Here is a 15,151-nt window from a genome sequence, read left to right as displayed (position 1 = left end):
TGGAAAACATAAAGAGAGATGCGACCGATAGGTTATCGGTCGCATCTCTCTTTATGCTTTCACTAGGTTTATCTCAGCGTGAGATCCCTAGTGGGAGTGGCCCTCGTGAGCCTCGCCAGACTCGTGCGCATCAGCGGAAGCCGAGGAGGAAGCAGAGCCGTGCGCTTCAGCGCCGTGTGCCTCAGCCTCAACCGGTGCAGCGTTCGAGGAAGAGACACCCAGAATCTCGTTCGGGGTCTTCGGAAGCTCCACGCTCATCAGCTCCTTCGGCGCTGCCGGGTTCGACAGAGATACCGCAATGAGCTTCTTGGTCGCCGGGTCGGTCACGTAGGCGGTCTTACCGTCCACCCACAGTGCCGGACGCTCATCCTGCCACGTCTCAGACTCGGTCCACGCCTCCATTAGCTGTACGGATCCCAGCTCAGTGCCGGTTGCCGGATCGAAGACGCGCAGCTTACCGTCGGTGGTCAGCAGCAGCGCCTCACCCTGGGGACCGCGAGCCAGCGAACGGAAGGTGTAGCTCACGCCAGAAGGCAGGGAGTAGACGGTGCGGGTTGCCGCAACGGTGTCGATAATGGAGAACTTCTCGGGGCGCTCCAGCTTAGCGTCCTTGTCGGTCTTGTAGTCCGCCAGAACGTACTGGGAGTCAGCCTTACCGGCCTGGTTACCCGAGCGCGAGTACGGGTCCTCGGGGTTGGTGATCTTGGTGAACTTGCCGTCCTTGTAGACCAGCGCGCCGTCGGTGCAGCCGATGGAGAACGCGCCGTCCTTAGCGATGGCTTCACCGTGAACGCCGGGGCAGGCGGGGCTCTCGGTGACGGTCTTGCCCTGCGCATCCACAACAGCGGCGCCGGTGCGGGTCTTCGAGTCGCCGACCGCTACCAGGTACTGGTCATTGGGCAGCGGGATTGCGAAGCCGTGGTGAGGCTTCGGCAGGGTGACGGTGGTGGTCTCCAGGGAGGAAGCGGTGCGCTTGTCGTGGGTCAGCTTCGCCGGGTCGTACACGGCGAAGGAGCCGGTGCCGTCAGCGAATGCCGCGACCTTGCCGTTGTCCTTGATGACGTGACCGGTGTGGTCAGCTGCAAGAGACAGCGAGGACAGCGACGGGGAAGTGGTGTAGTAGTGCGAGTGGTCGCCGTGCGCTACGGACCATACGCCGGTGTCCAGGAAGGTGTAGCTGTTGCCGTCTGCAACGACGAGGTGGCGGTTATCGCCAGCGTCGGAGAGGCGCAGGAAGCCTTCCTTGGGGATGTCTGCGAGCAACTTCATGTCCTTGGCATCGTAAACGAGCACGCCACCGTCGTAGGTGATGGCGACGCGGCTTGCCGCGCCCTTGCCTTCGGTGATGGGGGCGGGGGTTGCGCTCGCGGAGGTGGAAGCGCTGGGGCTGGTCTGCGTGTTCTGGCTGGTCTGGGCGTTCTGGGCACCGCATGCGGTCAGGGCGAGGGTGGCTACTGCGCCGAGTGCGCCGGCGCGGGTGAGGAAAAACTTACGGGTCATGTGCATGTACCAAGATTAACATGAGAATGGTTCTCTATAGTGGTTGATCCTTGGCTCGTATCAGAGTCTGGAAGTGCAATCTGCGCGGGGTGTGTAAGGTATTCTGCCCCTGCCCAGCCGAAGGAAGTGTCCTTTTGTGCCCCCACTAGGTGAAAGCCTTGAATCGACTCGCGAAATGGCTCATCAGGGCATAAAAAACCGGCTCCCTTCCGAAAAGAAGAGAGCCGGTTTCTAGAAGTGTCTTTTGCTCGAGTAGGGTTCAAGCGCCTACTCGGAGCTAAACATTTAGGGCTAAAAACTTAGAGGAGGTTGTTCAGGCCTCGCGCCTTGACCTCACCCACTGCATCCTTGACAGCCTGTGCCTTGGAGCGCGGAGCGACCAACAGGGCGTCGGGGGTGTCCACCACAACGATATCGTCGAGGCCAAGGATAGAGATCTTGCGGTCGGTATTCGCGACAATAATGCCGGAACAACCGTGGTTGATAACGTTATCCTTCTCGCCGAGAATGGTCAGCTCTTCGCCGCTCTTCTCGGTGTTCAGGCGTGCCACAGCGTCGAAGTCTCCCACATCGTCCCAGCTGAAGGAACCGGGAACCATTGCAACGTCGCCCGCTGCCGCAGCGGGCTCAGCCACAGCGTAGTCGATAGCGGTCTTGGGCAGGGTCTCCCAGACGCGGTCCATAACAGCCTCACGCTCGGGGGTGTCCCAAGCGTTAGCAATTTCCATGATGCCCGCGTACAGCTCGGGCTCGTTCGCCTCGAGGTGCTTGAGCATCAGAGCCGCCGGTGCCACGAACATGCCTGCGTTCCAGGTGTACTCACCGGAGTCCAGGTACTTCTGTGCGGTAGCGGCATCGGGCTTCTCCACGAAGGTGTCCACAGCCTGAGCGTTGGGGGCGTCCTCAATACCCAGGGACTCGCTGGCGTGGATGTAGCCAAACGCGCTGGAGGGCTCGGTGGGGGTAATACCGATGGTGACAATCTTGCCGGTTGCCGCGGTGATGACAGCTTCGGTCACCACACGGTGGAATTCATCCACGGGGCTGATCACGTGGTCAGCTGCGAAGGAGCCAATGATGGCGTCCGGTTCGCGGCGGTGGATGATAGCGCAAGCCAGGCCGATAGCTGCAGCCGAATCCTTGGGGGAGGGCTCCAGTACCAGGTCAGCGGCACGCAGTTCAGGAATCTGCTGGGTGACCGCATTGGCGTGCGAAGTACCGGTAACCACCATGACGGAACCGTTGCTGAGATCGATGAGACGGTCGTAGGTGTCACGCAACAAGGAATTGCCCGACGAGGTGAGGTCGAGCAGGAACTTCGGGGCGTGCGCGCGGGATAGAGGCCACAAACGCGAGCCAACACCGCCGGCGGGAATAAGCGGGCGGAATCGAGTGAGTGCAGTATTCATCGCTTCAAGAATAGCGGGTCAATTTGTCATATATCGAATTCTTTTAGGGTTTAAACAAAAAGTGTCAGATGGCTCTCATTTAGGCGATGTTTGAGGTTAGGTTAAGGTAAGTCCCGCACAAACACAGGGAAGTAGGCGATATCGCAATAAAAACATGCTCTAATTCCCTTTTAGAACCTGTAAAAAAACCCTAAACAGGGTGTCAGTAAGCTGTGAATTTACCTGATATCTTGGAAGTAACAGACGAACAAAAAGCAGTCGGTGAGCACACAGCTGTGCCTGGAAGCTGGAGCCTAAAAATGCGGTACCAGAACCCAGACGCTCGCCGTCGCAGCAGGAGGTTATTCAGTGTTGAATGGTTCTAAAGGAACCCTCTACCGCGGCCGCTGGGGCATGTGGTCCTGGGTTGCTCATCGCATTACCGGTATCGCGATTTTCTTCTTCCTTCTTGTACACATCCTGGATACTGCCGTCGTGCGTATCTCCCCGGAGGCCTACAATGGCGTACTGAGCCTGTACAAGAACCCCATCATGGGTCTGGGTGAGACCGCGCTTGTCGCCGCCATCGTCTACCACGCGTTCAACGGTATTCGCATTATCCTCATTGACTTCTGGGGTAAGGCAACCAACTCGCACGTGGAGCACATTCAGGCGAAGAACAAGGACGGCAACGTCGAAATCAGCCAGAAGGCAACCTACACGCACATCAAGATTCTCTGGGTTGTGCTTTTCCTCTGGGCAATCACCGTTGCTGGCTTCGCCGCACGTCACCTGCCGATCGTTTTCTCGCACATGGGAGGTCACTAAACTATGGCTACTCCGCTTAAGCCCCGCACCTATGTACCCCGTCTGCGTGACAACCGCATCGACGGTGTGAAGTACAACCGCTCCTCCTCCAAGCGCAACAACTTTGAGATGTTCGCTTGGCTGGGTATGCGCCTGTCCGGCGTCGTACTCGTCGTGCTGATTTTCGGTCACCTGTTCTCCAACCTCATGGTCGGCGACGGCATCCACGCCATCGACTTCGGCTTCGTGGGCGGCAAGTGGGCGAACCCCTTCTGGCAGGTCTGGGATCTGCTGCTGCTCTGGCTGGCTATGCTGCACGGTGCTAACGGTATCCGCGTCATCATCGATGACTACGCTGAGAAGGACCGCCTGCGTATTTGGCTGAAGGTCATCCTCTTCGCAGCATGCGCATTCGTCCTGCTGGTTGGTACCCTCACCATCTTCGCATTCGACCCCTGCCCCTCGGGCGCAGCGGCTAATCTGCTTCCCAGCTTCTGCTCGGCACGCTAACGGCGACGTATCCGAGACAAACGAAAACATCTAAAACACAGAAAGAACATCATGCAGGTACATAAGTACGATGTAGTGATCGTCGGTGCCGGTGGCGCAGGTATGCGTGCCGCCATTGAGGCCGGCCAGCGAGTTCGCACCGCGGTACTGACCAAGCTATACCCCACCCGCTCCCACACCGGCGCAGCACAGGGTGGCATGTGCGCCGCTCTGGCTAACGTTGAAGAGGACAACTGGGAGTGGCACACCTTTGACACCGTCAAGGGTGGCGACTACCTGGTTGACCAGGACGCAGCAGAAATCATGGCTAAGGAAGCTATTGACGCTGTGCTCGACCTGGAAAAGATGGGCCTTCCCTTCAACCGAACCCCCGAAGGCCGCATTGACCAGCGCCGCTTCGGCGGTCACACCCGTGACCACGGTAAGGCTGCTGTGCGCCGCGCATGCTACGCAGCTGACCGTACCGGCCACATGATTCTGCAGACCCTCTACCAGAACTGCGTTCGCCACAATGTGGAGTTCTACAACGAGTTCTACGTGCTCGACCTGATTCTGGTCAAGGACGAAGAGGGCAAGCCCCGCCCCGCCGGTGTCGTCTCCTACGACCTGGCAACCGGTGAGGTCCACGTTTTCCAGGCTAAGTCCGTGATCTTCGCATCCGGCGGTTGCGGCAAGATCTTCAAGACCACCTCCAACGCCCACACCCTCACCGGCGACGGCATGGCCATCGCACTGCGTGCAGGCCTGCCCCTGGAGGACATGGAATTCGTTCAGTTCCACCCGACCGGCCTGGCTGGCCTGGGCATTCTCGTCACCGAGGGTGCTCGTGGTGAAGGCGGTATTCTCCGTAACGCTGACGGTGAGCGCTTCATGGAGCGCTACGCACCCACCATTAAGGACCTCGCACCCCGCGATATCGTGGCACGTGCAATGGCAAACGAGGTGCGCGAAGGCCGCGGCTGCGGTCCCCACAAGGACTACGTGCTGCTGGACCTGACCCACCTGGAGCCCTCGCACATCGACGAGAAGCTGCCGGACATCACCGAGTTCGCTCGTACCTACCTGGCAGTGGAACCGCACCACCAGCCCATCCCGGTGTTCCCCACCGCGCACTACGCAATGGGCGGTATCCCCACCAACAACGAGACCGAGGTTTACCGCAACAGCGAAGAGACCATCCCCGGCCTCTACGCAGCTGGTGAGGTTGCTTGTGTGTCCGTCCACGGTGCAAACCGTCTGGGCACCAACTCCCTGCTGGACATCAACGTGTTCGGTAAGCGTGCAGGCCGCAAGGCAGCAGAGTACGCAGCATCCGCTGAGTTCGTACCGGTTCCGGACGACGCAGCAGATCGCGTTCTCAACATGCTCAACGGCATCCTCGAAGGCAAGGGCACCGAGAAGGTCGGCGCTATCCGCGCAGACCTGCAGAAGGCTATGGAAGCTGACATGCAGGTGTTCCGTACCGACGAGACCATCCGCGCAGCACTGGCAACCATCGCTGAATTGGAAGAGCGTTACAAGAACATCTCCATCCAGGACAAGGGCAAGCGCTTCAACCTCGACCTGCTTGAGGCTGTTGAGCTTGGCTTCCTGATTGAGCTGGCAAAGGTCATGTCCGTTGGCGCGCTGCACCGTAAGGAATCCCGTGGTGGTCACTACCGCGAGGACTTCCCCAAGCGTGACGATGTCAACTTCATGAAGCACTCGATGGTCTACCTCGACCCCGAATCCGAGTTTGAGGGTGTCAAGGGCCTGCGATTCGAAACCAAGCCCGTTGTCTACACCCGCTACGAGCCGAAGGAGCGTAAGTACTAAAATGGCTGAAAACGAACTCCCCGAACCGGAATCCGTCAAGCTGTTTGAGGGTATGACCGGCGGCGACTCCGACTCCATCCCCACGTACGATGTGGTCATCAAGATTCGTCGCTACAACCCGGAAGTTTCCTCCGAGGCGTACTGGGACGAATTCCCGCTGACCATGTACCGCACCGACCGCGTGCTCGACGCTCTGCACAAGATTAAGTGGGAAGTAGACGGCTCCGTCTCCTTCCGCCGCTCCTGCGCACACGGCATCTGCGGCTCGGACGCGATGCGCATCAACGGCCGTAACCGCCTGGCTTGCAAGACCCTGCTGAAGGACCTTGACCTGACCAAGCCGATTACCGTTGAGCCCATCAAGGGTCTGCCCTGCGAGAAGGACCTCATCGTTGACATGGAGCCCTTCTTCCAGGCATACCGTGAAATCATGCCGTTCTTCATCAACGACTCGAACGAGCCTGAGCGTGAGCGTCTGCAGACCATTGAGGACCGTGCACGTTTCGATGACACCACCAAGTGCATCCTCTGTGCAGCATGTACCTCGTCTTGCCCGGTCTTCTGGACCGACGGCCAGTACTTCGGCCCCTCCGCTATCGTGAACGCACACCGCTTCATCTTCGACTCGCGTGACGATGCAGGCGACCTGCGTCTGGAAATCCTCAACGACAAGGAAGGCGTGTGGCGTTGCCGCACCACCTTCAACTGCACCGAGGCTTGCCCCCGTGGCATCCAGATCACCAAGGCTATTGCCGAGGTGAAGCAGGCAATCCTGAGCCGCTCGCTCTAATCTGAGCATGCGGTATCAGCTGATACAGCATTGACGATTCAAGCCGTCACCCGCACCGGGTGGCGGCTTGAATTGTTTGACAGAAAAAGTCTGATGGAAATGATGGCCCAGAGCATTTTTCGGGGGCTCGGGCGCGCACAAAAACTCTTCACAATCTGTCATAAAGTCATAGATATTCTCGAGGGCTGTCAGAAAGGGGCGGCGGGTAGGTAAACCCCGGCGGGCGGCGTTATTCTACTGTGTATGGTTTTTGCTAATTCTCGCTACGATTTGTCCACCCCCGTCTTCGATGACTGGGTGGAGCGCATGATGGGTACCCTCGTGCAGTTCCGCCGCGAAGTGCACGCCAACCCGGAGCTTTCTTTCCGCGAGGTGGTGACCACTGAGCGCCTCATGAACCGACTGCGAGAAGCCGGCATGAATCCTGTTGCTTGCGAAGGCACCGGCTGCTACGTCGATATCGGAAGCGGTCCCTTCGCCGTGGCTCTGCGTGCCGATATTGATGCTCTGCCCATTGTTGAGCAGACCGACCTGCCCTATGCCTCCACCGTGCCCGGCGTGATGCACGCCTGCGGCCATGATATTCACCAGACCGTCATGCTCGGTGTGGCGCTGGCACTGCACGAGCTGAACGAGAAGACCCCGCTGGGCCGTAGCGTCCGCATTCTTTTCCAGCCCGCTGAGGAGCAGCTGCCCGGCGGTGCGGTGCAGATGATTTCGCAGGGTCTACTCAAGGATATTCCGCGTGCTTTCGCTCTGCACTGTGACCCGAAGGTGGACTTGGGCCAGATCGGTACCCGCATCGGTGCGATTACCAGCGCCTCGGATACCGTGAAAATTCATCTGAGCGGTCACGGCGGCCACACTTCTCGCCCGCACCTGACCGAAGACCTCATCTACGCCATGAGCCAGATTGCTGTGCAGGTTCCCGCCGTGCTGACCCGCCGCACTGACGTTCGTTCGGGTGTGCTGGTGGCATGGGGCCAGGTCAGTGCTGGCGTTGCCCCCAACGCTATTCCCGCCGAGGGCTACCTGGCGGGTACCATGCGTTGCCTGGACGTTGAGGTTTGGCGCCAGGCAGGCAACCTGCTGGACGAAGTGATCGAGCAGGTCGCTGTACCCTTCGGTGTGAAGGCGCGGGTGGAGCACATCCGCGGCGTACCCCCGGTCGTGAACACCGATCTGGAAACCACCATGCTCGAGAACGCAGCCCGCGCCGAGCTGGGCGAGGACTCCATCGTGCTGGTCGAGCAGTCCATGGGTGGCGAAGACTTCGCGTGGATGCTGCAGGAAGTTCCCGGTTCCATGTTCCGCCTGGGTACCCGTGCCCCCGGCGACCCCACCTATGATCTGCATCAGGGCGATTACGCCCCGAGCGAGCAGGCAATCGGCATTGGTGTGCGCGTCATGGCGGCAACCGCCTTGCGCGCCGTCCGCTTTGAACTGGCGAAGGCTGCGAAGGCTGCGAACCCCATCCGCGATGAGGCACGCTAAAGAGCTTCTCGAAAGCTTATAAGTCAGGCTTGAAAGTACGACTATATAGCCGCATCAAGCCTTGAAAACTGTACAAGTTTCACCCCGTTACCTCTCACCGAGTAGCGGGGTGAAACTCTATGCACACGATAGAATTAAAAGGATTATGAGGACATCTGCGTCATGTTCCCGACTCCGTGCCCACACACCTGCGGGGGTTGAAGGAGATGGCGCACCATCACACGGCGCACGCCGGAGGAGGACACCCAATGAGCTTCTTTGGAATCGGCAAGAAGAAGTTGGATGAACAGTCGCGCGAAGAACAGAGCGCCGAAACCGCTAAGGCTCAGAAAGAACAGGCAAGCGAAGACGCTCCTAAGAGCGCGCGACTGAGCGAAAAGATTATGGAACAGCAGCAGTGGGAGGACTCCCTGCGCCGCTTCGTGAAGTCTGAAAGCGCACGCCACCAGAACCACGACGAAGAGCAGAATGAAGAGCACCGCGCTGTTGAGGATCTCAAGCGTGCCCTCCTGCACGGCGATGAGAAGGTTGAAGAATCTTCCGCTGCTGAGGAGCTGACCGAGGAACAGGCGGAGGAGCAGGAGCGTCGTAGCCTGCTGGCTGCGCTTGGTGCTTTCCCGCAGGAATCTGAGGAGCCTGTTGAGGTCGAGCAGAATACTGAGGACCAGGACGTTAAAGAAGAAGTCGCCCCGGTTGCTGAGGCTGCTCAGCCCGCTACCCCCGCGTTCCTGCGCGATGATGAAGAGTCCGAAGCTGAGGACGCATCTATCGAGGCGCAGGAGCCTAAGGACGTCGCAGCGGATGCACGTTCCCAGTTTGAAGAGCACCTACGTGCTCTGCGTGCCCAGAATGTCGAAGATACTGCCGCTGAGGTCGCTGAAGCGGCTGCAGACGAGGCAGAGGGTGGCGAAGAGCTTGAGGTTGCTGACGCTGTTGTAGAAGCTACTGAGAACAAGTCTGAGAACGCTCATTCTGCATCTGCAGCTGAGGACGTATCTGCAGGTGCTGAAGACTCCCTGACCGCAGAAGACCTGAAGACTGCCCGCACCCGCGCCGCTGTCACCGAGGCACAGAACGCCGGCCTGGACGACCTGGCGGCAGCCTACGCTGCTCGCCTGGGCATCACCCTCGATAGCGAAGAGGAGACTTTCGGCGAGGTCGCCTCCGATGAGGTAATCGCTGAAGAAGCTCCCGCTGATGAGGTAGTTGCTGAGGAAGCAGAGTCCGCTGAGGCACCCGAGTCCACTGAAGCTGCTGAATCTGTCGAAGACGCTGAGGCCTCTGAGGCACCCGCACCTGTTGCTGATGCTACTGAAGACTTCGAATCCGAGGAGACCATTGACCTTACCGCAGGCGTAGAAGAGGCTGCAGAGCCTGTTGCCGCTGGTGAGGAAGAGCCGATTGAGGCTGTCGTTGAGGCACCTGAACTGCTGGCATCTGAACTTACTGAGGAAGAAGACGCGGTCTCTGATGAGACCGAGTTGCTCTCCGCTGTATCCGTTGAGGAGAAGCACGAAGCGTCCGTCTCTGAATCGCTCGAGGCTGAGGACTTCGACGCTGAAGAAGAGAACACCGCAGAGCTGATCTTTGACACTTCCGCTGTTGAAGAAAGCGCTGTTGAGGACAGCACCGCGGAAGAAACCGCTACGGAAGAGCCTGCTACCAAGATTGAGGACTCCGCGGCTGAAGGCTCCGGTTCTGAGGACGACGAGCCCGTCGAGAGCTCCTCTGTAGCTCCTGCTCTTGCCGCTGTTGCTGCACCCGTGGCTGCTGCCGCTGCTGTTGCCTCCGCCGCAAAGGCTGATAAGGCTGAGGAGAAGGCAGAAAAGGGTACCTCTCAGGGGGTCGCTCTGACCGCAGAGGCCATCGATAAGAAGGAAGCCGAGAAGCAGGAGGCTTCCGCTCGTGAAGAGTCCGCTCAGGAGCCCGCTGCAGAGTTGAAGGAAGCTGAGCAGAAGCTCAGCGAAGACGAGGCAGAGCTGGTTGCTGAATCCATCATCCTGAGCGAGCCCGCAGAGGGCGCAGCGACCCTGCCCGCTCTCCCCAAGCAGCGTGCCCTCTATGGCCTGGCGGAGCTCATGCGCACCCGCGGTTCGGGCACCATGAGCCTGGAACTGCGCCAGGTGGATGAGGATATGCACTACCGTCTGCTGCACCGCGGTCGCGAGGTCGAAACCGGCATTGTTGTGCCCGGCATTGACTGGTTCGCACCCGTGGCGGCACTGTACACCGAGGCTCAGCAGGCCGGCGCAACCTGGAACCGCGCGGCGGTCTCTCTGAACCCGCGTCTAGGTGACGGCCTGGAGGTTCACGCATCCTACCTGGGTATGGCGGACGGCCAGACCACCCGTGAGAGCTTCCTGCTGGAGGGCACCGCTGTCGAGGCTAAGCCCGTTGCAACCGCTGAGGCTGCTGAGGCTACTTCGCAGGAGGAGACTCAGGAAGCTGCTGTTCAGCGTGCTGACTCGGTTGAGGCTGAGCGTGAGGCTATCGAGCGTGAGCTGGAGGCTGAGCTTGCTCAGAAGCAGGCGGCTAACGAGGCTGAGGCCGCTGTTGAATCCACTGAAGAGCCTGTCGTTGAGGCTGCTGAAGAGGGTACCTCTTCGGGTCTGCTGCCTGCCGCCGGTCTTGCTGCGGCCGGTACCGTAGCGGCTGGTGCCGCTGTCGCCTCCGCACAGGAGAAGGAAGACGTAGAGGAATCTGTCGAAGCTTCTGACGAACCTGCTCAGACTGAGTTTGCGCCGGTTGAAGCTGAATTCGAGCACGATTACGAGAACGACCCGGTCTTCGGTGCGGCTACCGTAGAGCCCGAGACTGAGCAGGCTGAAGAGTCTGCCGCTGAGGCATCTGAGGCTTCTGAGACCTCCGCTGAGGAGCTTGATGAGTCTGGCGAAGACATGGAAGCCGCCCTGGCTGCCATCGTTGCCAACGCTCAGAAGAAGCTGGATGCAGAGGAAGAAGCTCCTGCCGCTGAGGAAACTGCCGCAGTTGCTGAGGAAGCACCCGCTGAGGAAGCTTCGGCTGTCGAGGAACAGAAGGCTGCCGCTCCCGTGGTTGCTGAGTCCTTCACTCTGGATCGTACCCAGCCCGTTGAGGAATCTGCTGATGAGCCGGTCGCAGAGAAGGCTGAAGAGCCCGCCTTGCCCGCGTTCCTGGACGACTCTGAACTGCTGGCTGAGCAGGAGACCTCCGCTGCTTCCGCTGAAGCGCACGCTGAGGCACCTGCCCTGGAAGACGCTGAGCCCGTCTCCGAGAGCGCATCTGTCGCTCCCGGCCTGGCTGGTGCTCTTGCCGCAGCTGCCGCTGTGGGCACCGCCGGCGCCGCTGCGAAGGCAACCGAAGCAAAGGTATCTGAGTCGAAGGCTACCGAGGTAAAGGCTCCTGTCGCTCAGGAAGAGCCCGCTGAGAAGGCCGCTGAGCTCAAGACCGTTGAGGTGGCCCCCGCGGCTAAGATTGCTGAGGCTCCCGTAGCGGTTGCACCCGCCTCCGAGGCTACCGATCAGACTGCCTCGGCAGCACCGGCAGCAGAGGTAGCAGAGGCGGCACCCGCCTCCGAGGCGACCACCCCGGTTGCCCTGCCGGAGAGCACCCCGGCAGGTATCTCCTCCAGCATCTCGGCATCCGCGCTGAGCGAGCTCAACCAGCTACCCACCATCGTGGCTGAGCCGGACACCCCCTCCGCCGCGGTGCAGAGCCCGCTGGTTCCCTCGGAGACTCAGCTGGCAGCCGGCAACCTGGTTCTGACCGAGGCTCAGGTCGCTCAGCGTCTGGCGCCGGTTGTCGAGCACCTCTTCGGCGAGAACGGCACCGCAAAGGATGCCACCACCGTGCTGATTCGTGTACGTGCCCTCGGCTCCTACTACGACGCCCTGACCCACGTGCGCCGCAACGGTTTCTGGGAGCAGGTCCGTACCTTCGAGCTGATTCCCGAAACCCTGCTGGACATCCCGGCGCTGAAGACCGACTCGTACAGCGAGGGCGAGGGCTCGCCGCTGGCTATGAGCCTGACCTTCACCCCGGGCGTGCCGGTTCAGGCGGCATTCGATTATGCGAATGAGCAGGCGTTTGTCACCTACCCGCGTCCGCTGGATGCTGAGCGTTACGTTGAGGAGCTGCGCATGTTCCCGCGTCTGGGTTCGAAGATCCCGGCTCATATGACGAGCGCGCTTTCGCACTGGAACCTCTAAAACCTTGTAAGGTGTGCCGCGCCGGCTCCCCGTGTGGGGGTCGGCGCGGCGTGCTATGTTTGTCATTTTTTCGATGAGGAAGATTGTTATGACTGATACCCCTAATACTCCTGAGGCTTCTGCGGCGCAGAACGTTCAGGACACTGCTGCCCGCGCGGCTGAAGCTTTTGGCGCCCTGGTGGAAACCATGGCGCTGCTGCGTGCACCGGGCGGTTGCCCGTGGGATGCTGAGCAGACTCATGCCTCCCTAATCCGCTACCTGGTGGAGGAAGCCTACGAGGTTGTCGAGGCGGTAGAAACCGGTGGAGAGCCGAATATGCCGCTGTTGCGTGAGGAACTGGGCGACGTGCTGCTGCAGGTGGTGTTCCATTCCGATATTGCTGCGGCAAACCCGCAGGGCTTCGACATCGTGCAGGTGGTTGAGGGCCTGGTGCAGAAGCTTCGTTCGCGCCACCCGGACGTGTTCACGGCTGAGTCTGAGGGCTCTTCGGAGGCGCCCCGCACCGCAGCTGAGCAGCAGGCGGCGTGGGATGCGTTGAAGAAGAAGGAGAAGAGCGACCGTGGCGCGCTGGACGGTATTCCGCCGCATCTGCCGGCGCTCGCTATGGCTGAGAAGACTGCTGTGAAGGCACGTAAGGCGGGTATTATTCTGCCGCCGGAGCCTACGAGCATGGAGGACGACCTGCGCTATATGCACACTGAAGAGGAATTCGGTGAGTTGCTCTTTGCGTTGGTGAGCCGCGCACAGCGTAATGGTTTGGATCCGGAGCGTGCCCTGCGTTCGTACACTCGCCGCTATATTGCTCAGCATACGCATGATGAGCCGAGCTATTAGAAACGCTGGTTGAGTTCTTCTGTGAGGCGCTTTGAAATCTGTTCTCTGAGGGAATAAGAGATTTCAAAGCGCCTTCTGTTTGTTTGGGGTTGTGTTGGGCGGCCGTGAGTATGCTCGTGGCACATGCCCCGGCATTTGGGCTCATGTTGTGCTTTGGTCGAGTACCCACACCCTCCCAATGTGGGGGAGTGTGGGTCTTGTTCCGCTTTGTAGCGCCTGACTAAGGGTTATTGAAACCTTCATTAAGGCAATAAAAAAGCGGTGGCAACTAGTGTGTTTGTGTGGGAGTTTTGCTAGAATTTAGGGGACGCGACTTGTCCACTACCGGGTGAGCCGTTCACATCCTTGACATCTCATAAGGAGAACAATTCATGGCTGTTATTACCGCAGTTCACGCACGCCAGATCCTGGATTCCCGTGGCAACCCGACCGTTGAGGTTGAGGTTCTGCTCGAAGACGGTGCTTTCGCACGCGCAGCTGTGCCCTCGGGCGCATCCACCGGTGAGTGGGAAGCTGTTGAGCGCCGCGATGGCGACAAGTCCGTATACCTGGGCAAGGGTGTTCTGGGCGCAGTGAAGTCTGTTATCGAAGAAATCGCTGAAGAGGTCATCGGCATTGAGGCTTCCGACCAGCGCGCTGTTGACGCAGCCATGATTGCTCTGGATGCAACCAACAACAAGGGCAAGCTGGGCGCAAACGCAATCCTGGGTGTCTCCCTGGCTGTTGCTAAGGCTGCCGCTGAGTCCGCTGACCTGCCCCTGTACAAGTACCTCGGCGGCCCGAACGCTCACGTTCTGCCCGTCCCCATGATGAACATCCTCAACGGTGGTTCTCACGCAGACTCCAACGTTGACATCCAGGAGTTCATGATTGCTCCCATCGGCTTCGACAACTACTCTGACGCTCTGCGCGCAGGTGTTGAGGTTTACCACTCCCTGAAGTCCGTGCTGCACGACCGCGGCCTGGCAACCGGCCTGGGCGACGAGGGTGGCTTCGCACCCAACCTGGAGTCCAACGCAGCTGCACTGGACCTGATTGTTGAGGCAATCGAGAAGGCTGGCTACAAGCCGGGCGAGCAGGTTGCACTGGCACTGGACGTTGCATCCTCCGAGTTCTACAACGACGGCGCATACGAGTTCGAGGGCCAGAAGAAGTCCGCAGCTGAGATGAGCGCATACTACGCTGACCTCGTTGCAAAGTACCCCCTGGTTTCCATCGAGGATCCCCTGGATGAGAACGACTGGGAGGGCTACAAGACCCTGACCGAGCAGATCGGTGACAAGGTCCAGATCGTTGGTGACGACCTGTTCGTGACCAACCCCGAGCGCCTGGCTCGCGGTATCGAGGAGGGCGCAGCTAACGCTCTGCTCGTGAAGGTGAACCAGATTGGTTCGCTGACCGAGACCCTGGACGCAATGGAGCTGGCTCAGCGCCACGAGTACCGTTGCATGGTTTCTCACCGTTCCGGTGAGACCGAGGACGTCACCATCGCTGACCTGGCTGTTGCAACCAACGCTGGCCAGATCAAGACCGGTGCTCCCGCACGTTCCGAGCGCGTTGCTAAGTACAACCAGCTGCTGCGCATCGAGGAAGAGCTGGGCGAGGCAGCTGTTTACGCTGGCAAGTCCGCATTCCCCCGCTTCAAGGCATAAGTTACTGAAGCATCCGACCGCGTGAGCGGTTAGACGTCAAGGAGGCGGTGCTACCCCGTAGGGGAGTGGCACCGCCTCCTTCTCTGTGCGCGATCTATCAGCTCAGGTATGCCGTGGCAGGGTAGAATGTATCGCTTGCAACATAGAGCTGGGGAAGCCCTCCGAACCCGGTA

At 59.8% G+C, this 15,151-nt stretch carries 10 protein-coding genes; 8 read left to right on the top strand and 2 right to left on the bottom strand.

The genetic code is table 11. The features are described 5' to 3' along the window. Positions 1-87 precede the first annotated feature (87 nt). Together HMPREF2879_RS06155 and HMPREF2879_RS06150 are read right to left on the bottom strand one after the other, a co-directional pair. Positions 88-1,506 (bottom strand): hypothetical protein, encoded by a 1,419-nt coding sequence (locus HMPREF2879_RS06155; protein ID WP_070635036.1) that lies wholly within the window; start codon positions 1,504-1,506, stop codon positions 88-90. 293 nt (positions 1,507-1,799) lie between these two features. Then, complete coding sequence (locus HMPREF2879_RS06150) at positions 1,800-2,909, bottom strand: mannose-1-phosphate guanylyltransferase (protein WP_012904083.1); 1,110 nt, start codon at positions 2,907-2,909, stop codon at positions 1,800-1,802. Between the two features lie 348 nt (positions 2,910-3,257). Between HMPREF2879_RS06150 and sdhC the strand changes: the two genes are divergently transcribed. The 8 genes from sdhC (at position 3,258) to eno (ending at position 14,978) form a co-directional block, all read left to right on the top strand. Then, positions 3,258-3,716, top strand: coding sequence for a succinate dehydrogenase, cytochrome b556 subunit (sdhC, locus tag HMPREF2879_RS06145; RefSeq protein WP_005506819.1), 459 nt, complete (start codon positions 3,258-3,260; stop codon positions 3,714-3,716). A 3-nt stretch (positions 3,717-3,719) separates the two neighbouring features. Continuing rightward, entirely contained in the window at positions 3,720-4,205 is a 486-nt protein-coding gene (locus HMPREF2879_RS06140) for a succinate dehydrogenase hydrophobic membrane anchor subunit (RefSeq protein WP_012904082.1), read from the top strand. A gap of 51 nt (positions 4,206-4,256) precedes the next feature. Further along, on the top strand, positions 4,257-6,020 hold the full coding sequence (sdhA, locus tag HMPREF2879_RS06135; RefSeq protein ID WP_049350037.1) for a succinate dehydrogenase flavoprotein subunit: 1,764 nt from the start codon (positions 4,257-4,259) through the stop codon (positions 6,018-6,020). 1 nt (position 6,021) lies between these two features. Continuing rightward, positions 6,022-6,810 carry a succinate dehydrogenase iron-sulfur subunit gene (locus tag HMPREF2879_RS06130; RefSeq protein WP_005508960.1) on the top strand — a complete coding sequence of 263 codons (789 nt, stop codon included), beginning with the start codon at positions 6,022-6,024 and terminating at the stop codon, positions 6,808-6,810. Positions 6,811-7,053: 243 nt separating this feature from the next. Then, the gene (locus HMPREF2879_RS06125) at positions 7,054-8,304 is read left to right on the top strand and encodes an amidohydrolase (protein ID WP_005508959.1); all 1,251 of its coding nucleotides are present in this window, start codon (positions 7,054-7,056) and stop codon (positions 8,302-8,304) included. Between the two features lie 248 nt (positions 8,305-8,552). Continuing rightward, entirely contained in the window at positions 8,553-12,491 is a 3,939-nt protein-coding gene (locus tag HMPREF2879_RS06120; protein ID WP_070635035.1) for an ornithinee aminotransferase, read from the top strand. 88 nt (positions 12,492-12,579) lie between these two features. Next, the gene (locus HMPREF2879_RS06115) at positions 12,580-13,326 is read left to right on the top strand and encodes a nucleoside triphosphate pyrophosphohydrolase (RefSeq protein ID WP_044150737.1); all 747 of its coding nucleotides are present in this window, start codon (positions 12,580-12,582) and stop codon (positions 13,324-13,326) included. Positions 13,327-13,697: 371 nt separating this feature from the next. Continuing rightward, entirely contained in the window at positions 13,698-14,978 is a 1,281-nt protein-coding gene (eno, locus tag HMPREF2879_RS06110) for a phosphopyruvate hydratase (RefSeq protein ID WP_005506838.1), read from the top strand. The last annotated feature ends 173 nt before the right edge of the window (positions 14,979-15,151 follow it).

This window comes from Rothia sp. HMSC069C04 (assembly GCF_001812895.1).
Taxonomy (GTDB): domain Bacteria; phylum Actinomycetota; class Actinomycetes; order Actinomycetales; family Micrococcaceae; genus Rothia.
Note: the sequence above shows the minus strand (reverse complement) of the source record. Positions and strands in the feature narration are given on the sequence as shown.

What these genes read in the sequence shown, in the direction of transcription:
- HMPREF2879_RS06130 (WP_005508960.1), top strand. Translation starts at nt 6,022, where the DNA reads ATGGCTGAAAACGAACTCCCCGAACCGGAATCCGTCAAGCTGTTTGAG.
- HMPREF2879_RS06115 (WP_044150737.1), top strand. Translation starts at nt 12,580, where the DNA reads ATGACTGATACCCCTAATACTCCTGAGGCTTCTGCGGCGCAGAACGTT.
- HMPREF2879_RS06150 (WP_012904083.1), bottom strand. Translation starts at nt 2,909, where the DNA reads ATGAATACTGCACTCACTCGATTCCGCCCGCTTATTCCCGCCGGCGGT.
- HMPREF2879_RS06155 (WP_070635036.1), bottom strand. Translation starts at nt 1,506, where the DNA reads ATGCACATGACCCGTAAGTTTTTCCTCACCCGCGCCGGCGCACTCGGC.
- HMPREF2879_RS06120 (WP_070635035.1), top strand. Translation starts at nt 8,553, where the DNA reads ATGAGCTTCTTTGGAATCGGCAAGAAGAAGTTGGATGAACAGTCGCGC.
- HMPREF2879_RS06140 (WP_012904082.1), top strand. Translation starts at nt 3,720, where the DNA reads ATGGCTACTCCGCTTAAGCCCCGCACCTATGTACCCCGTCTGCGTGAC.
- eno (WP_005506838.1), top strand. Translation starts at nt 13,698, where the DNA reads ATGGCTGTTATTACCGCAGTTCACGCACGCCAGATCCTGGATTCCCGT.
- HMPREF2879_RS06125 (WP_005508959.1), top strand. Translation starts at nt 7,054, where the DNA reads ATGGTTTTTGCTAATTCTCGCTACGATTTGTCCACCCCCGTCTTCGAT.
- sdhA (WP_049350037.1), top strand. Translation starts at nt 4,257, where the DNA reads ATGCAGGTACATAAGTACGATGTAGTGATCGTCGGTGCCGGTGGCGCA.